This is a genomic window from Mesorhizobium sp. M2A.F.Ca.ET.039.01.1.1 (genome assembly GCF_003998035.1).
Classification (GTDB): domain Bacteria; phylum Pseudomonadota; class Alphaproteobacteria; order Rhizobiales; family Rhizobiaceae; genus Mesorhizobium.
This window is the reverse complement of the sequence record NZ_RZRY01000582.1, coordinates 1-3967: the sequence shown is the minus strand read 5'-3', so window position 1 is coordinate 3967 and position 3967 is coordinate 1. Positions and strand designations below refer to the sequence as shown.

Genomic DNA, 3967 nt, shown 5'->3' with positions numbered 1-3967 from the left:
GACGCGTTGCGGGCGCCGACAATCGCCACCGCCGGCATACGGAAGACCGCGCCTTCGCCTTTCACCGCCAGCAGCGGCGGCGGATTGTCCAAGGTCTTCAGCAAGGGCGGATAATCGGCCTCGCCAATGCCGACGAAGCGGGCGCCGGCGCGCCGGGCGGCCTCCAGCTCGGCTTCCGCCTCGGCGAGGGAGGGGATGCGGACGATGCGATTGGCGCCGCCGGAGATCATCAATTCGGGCAGCATTTCAAGCGCTGCTTCGGCCGAGCCGAAGCGGTTGATTAGCTCGCGAAACGAAGCCGGGCCGACATTGGGCGTGCGGATCAGCCGAAGCCAGGCAAGCCGCTGCCGGTCGCTGAGGCGCGGGCCGGCGGCTGGAGCGCTCATCCTTTCGCCCCGATCTTGCCTTCGGTGCCGGCCAGCAGCCGCGAGATGTTGGCATGGTGCTTGGCGATCACGATCAGGCTCATCACGGCGAACAGGCCGGCGATCTGCGGCGTGCTGATGAAATAAAGCGCGATCGGCACGATGACCGCCGCCGCCAGTGCGGCCAGAGAGGAGTATCGAAACAGAAAGGCCATGGCGAGCCAGACGACGGCGAAGACGAGCATGCCCTGCCATGCAAGGCCGAGCAGCACGCCGAGATAGGTGGCGACGCCCTTGCCGCCTTTGAAGCCGAGCCAGACCGGGAAGAGATGGCCGAGGAAGGCGCCGCAGCCCGCCAAAAGTCCGAAGTCCGGCGAAAAATGCCCGGCTATGAGGGCGGCGGCGGTGCCTTTCAGCGCGTCGAGCAGCAGCGTTGCAGCTGCGAGCCCTTTGTTGCCTGTCCTCAGCACATTGGTCGCGCCGATATTGCCGGAACCGATGTTGCGGACGTCGCCGAGACCGGCCGCGCGAGTGATCAAAAGTCCGAACGGTATCGAGCCGAGCAGATAGCCGAAAACGAGCGCGATCGCATAACCCATTGTTTCCCCCGTATTCCTTCCTTGGCTCGCTCGCCTTAAGATTGATTCAATTTGCGTTATGCAACTCTGATTTGCAATAGCCGGCGCTGCGCGGGCATCAGTCGAGCATAATGGTAGAGTCGAGAGGGTTCGCCAAGCAACTCCGTGCCTGGCAGACTTGGCAGCGCTCAATGCGTCGGATGGTCTAGGCGGAAAAAACCGTGCGGCCCGCGACCACCGTCCGCAGGACCTTGCCTTGAACGCGCGCACCTTCGAAACAGGTGTTCTTCGAGCGCGAGCGCAGGCCGCCTTCGCTGACGATCCACGGCTCGTCGAGATCGACGACCGCGAGATCGGCCGGCGCGCCCGGCTGCAGCGTGCCGCCCGGCAGGCCGAACAATCTCGCCGGTGCCGTGGACAGCGTCTCGATCAGCCTGAGCAGCGGCACGTCGCCATTGTGGTAGAGCCGAAGCGCTGCGCCAAGCAGCGTCTCCAGCCCGATGGCGCCGGCGGCCGCGTCGGCGAAGGGCAGGCGCTTGGTGTCGACGTCCTGCGGGTCATGCGAGGAAACGATGATGTCGATCGTGCCGTCCTTGATCGCCTCGATCATCGCCAGCCTGTCATCCTCGGCGCGCAGGGGCGGCGTCAGCCGGAAGAAGGTACGGTATTCGCCCACATCGTTCTCGTTGAGCGACAGATTGTGGATGGCGACCCCAGCCGTGACATTGGCGCCATCCGTCTTGGCCCGGTTCACCGCGCCGGCCGCCATCGCTGACGAAATCTTGGCGGCGTGGTAGGCGCCGCCGGTCAGCCGGGCCAGCGCCAGGTCGCGTTCGAGCGGGATGAGCTCGGCCTCGCGCGGAATGCCCGACAGGCCGAGCCAGCTCGCATAGAGCCCCTCGTTCATCACGCCGGACGAGGCGAGGTCGGCATCCTGCGTTTCGTGCGCGATGACGCCGCCGAAATCGCGGGCATAGGTCAGCGCGCGCCGCATGACCAGCGCGTTGGCGATGGTGTGGCGGCCGTCGGGGTAGGCGACGGCGCCGGCTTCGCGCCGCAGGCCGACTTCGGCCATATCGCGGCCGTCGAGGCCCTTGGTGATCGCGGCCGCCGGGAAGATGTTGACGCTTGCGGTGTCGCGTGCGGTGCGCAGCACGAATTCGACCAGCGCCACATTGTCGATCACCGGGTCGGTGTCAGGCATCATGACGATGGAGGTGACGCCGCCGGCCGCCGCCGCCACGCTTGCCGAGGCGATGGTCTCGCGATGCTCGCCGCCGGGTTCGCCGATGAAGACGCGCGCGTCGACAAGGCCTGGAATGATCGTCTTGCGGGCGCAGTCGATGACGGTGGCGCCTTCGGGCGCCCCCTGGTTCAATGCCGCCTTTCCGGCCGCGGCGATCTTGCGGCCGTCGACGATGACGCTGCCGATCTCGTCGATGCCGCGCGACGGGTCGACAATGTGCGCCTTGCTGAAGACGGTCACGCTCATGCGCCGCGCCCCTCATGGTTGCGGCGCGGGTCGAGCAATGCTTCCATGACCGCCATGCGCACGGCGACCCCCATCTCCACCTGTTCCTGGATGACGCTTTGCGGCCCGTCGGCGATTTCGGAGGCGATCTCGACGCCGCGGTTCATCGGACCAGGATGCATGACCAGCGCATCGTCCTTGGCGGCTTTCAGCTTTTCGGCATCGAGGCCGAAATAGCGGAAATATTCGCGGATCGACGGCACGAAGGCGCCTTCCATGCGCTCGCGCTGCAGGCGCAGCATCATCACGACGTCGGCATCCTTCAGGCCCTCGGCCATCGAGCGCGCGACGATGACGCCCATCCGATCAATGCCGGAAGGCAGCAGCGTCGAGGGCGCCACGACGCGCACCTGCGCGCCGAGCGCGTTCAACAGCATGATGTTGGAGCGGGCGACGCGCGAATGCAGGATGTCGCCGCAAATCGCCACGATCAGCTTCGAAAGCGGGCCCTTGGCGCGGCGGATGGTCAGCGCGTCGAGCAGCGCCTGCGTCGGGTGCTCGTGCGCGCCGTCGCCGGCATTGACCACCGAGCAGCCGACCTTCTGGGCGAGCAGGGCGGCGGCGCCGGCCGACTGGTGGCGGATGATCAGGATGTCGGGCCGCATGGCGTTGAGCGTCATCGCCGTATCGATCAGCGTCTCGCCCTTCTTCACCGAGGAGCTCGCCACCGACATGTTCATGACGTCGGCGCCGAGACGCTTGCCGGCCAGCTCGAAGGACGACTGCGTGCGGGTCGATGCCTCGTAGAACAGGTTGATCTGGGTGCGGCCGCGCAGCGTCGAGGTCTTCTTTTCCGATTGCCGCGAGATCGCCACGGCCTGGTCCGCCCGATCGAGCAACAGCTCTATATCGGCGGGGGAAAGATCGCGGATGCCCAGAAGATGGCGGTGGGGAAAGAGCGGCAGGGACGAAGCGTCGGTCATCTCAAGGCGCTGCTATAGGGTGCGGTCCGGCCCGCCGCAAGCGCCAGCTTTGGATTGCGGGCGTTCTCCCCGGTATTTTCGTCGCGCGTGCCGCAACGCTTGGGCTATAAGGCCGGATGGCCTCGGATTCGTGATCGCGGCCTGGGGATGTAAGGAAGACGCGTGACCGACGAGGTGATCAACCAGCCGCCGCCGTTGACGGGCGGCAACGCTTGGCGGGGCGATCCGTTGCTCATCCAGCTTGCCGAACGTTTTTCGGATCCCGTGCGCAAGGATCTCGACGGGCTTGGCCGGTTCGTGATGACGCAGGAGGCGCAGGAGCTTGCCCGCCTCGCCAACACCGACACGCCGAAATTGCGCACGCATGACCGCCAAGGCCGGCGCCTCGACCTGGTCGAATACCATCCGGCTTATCACGCCTTGATGCGCCGCTCGGTTGCCGGCGGCCTGCATTCTTCCGTCTGGGAGAACGGCGATGCCGAGATCGGCCGCCGCCATCAGGTAAGGGCGGCGCGCTTCTATCTGACCGCCGAGCTCGAGACCGGGCATCTGTGCCCCATCACCATGACC

The 3967-nt window shown here is 66.3% G+C and carries 4 protein-coding genes and 1 pseudogene; 1 reads left to right on the top strand and 4 read right to left on the bottom strand.

Annotation, left to right across the window (positions count from 1 at the left end; genetic code table 11):
• The 4 genes from EOA24_RS29735 to EOA24_RS29720 form a co-directional block, all read right to left on the bottom strand.
• On the bottom strand, positions 1 to 386 hold a 386-nt coding region (locus EOA24_RS29735), incomplete at its 3' end, for a DNA-processing protein DprA (protein WP_189354344.1).
• Positions 383 to 964, bottom strand: coding sequence for a glycerol-3-phosphate 1-O-acyltransferase PlsY (gene plsY, locus EOA24_RS29730; RefSeq protein ID WP_126082625.1), 582 nt, complete (start codon positions 962 to 964; stop codon positions 383 to 385). The genes plsY and EOA24_RS29735, both read right to left, overlap by 4 nt.
• A gap of 184 nt (positions 965 to 1148) precedes the next feature.
• The gene (locus EOA24_RS29725; RefSeq protein ID WP_127410371.1) at positions 1149 to 2435 is read right to left on the bottom strand and encodes a dihydroorotase; all 1287 of its coding nucleotides are present in this window, start codon (positions 2433 to 2435) and stop codon (positions 1149 to 1151) included.
• A complete protein-coding gene (locus tag EOA24_RS29720; protein ID WP_126082627.1) occupies positions 2432 to 3397 on the bottom strand; it encodes an aspartate carbamoyltransferase catalytic subunit in 966 nt (321 codons plus the stop codon). Before EOA24_RS29720 ends, EOA24_RS29725 begins: the two co-directional genes overlap by 4 nt.
• A gap of 162 nt (positions 3398 to 3559) precedes the next feature.
• Between EOA24_RS29720 and EOA24_RS29715 the strand changes: the two are divergent.
• Positions 3560 to 3967, top strand: a pseudogene (locus tag EOA24_RS29715) (DNA alkylation response protein); the annotation flags it as partial.

Bases quoted from the DNA above. Each gene is read 5' to 3' on its own strand.
- EOA24_RS29720 (WP_126082627.1), bottom strand. From the start codon at position 3,397: ATGACCGACGCTTCGTCCCTGCCGCTCTTTCCCCACCGCCATCTTCTG.
- EOA24_RS29725 (WP_127410371.1), bottom strand. From the start codon at position 2,435: ATGAGCGTGACCGTCTTCAGCAAGGCGCACATTGTCGACCCGTCGCGC.
- plsY (WP_126082625.1), bottom strand. From the start codon at position 964: ATGGGTTATGCGATCGCGCTCGTTTTCGGCTATCTGCTCGGCTCGATA.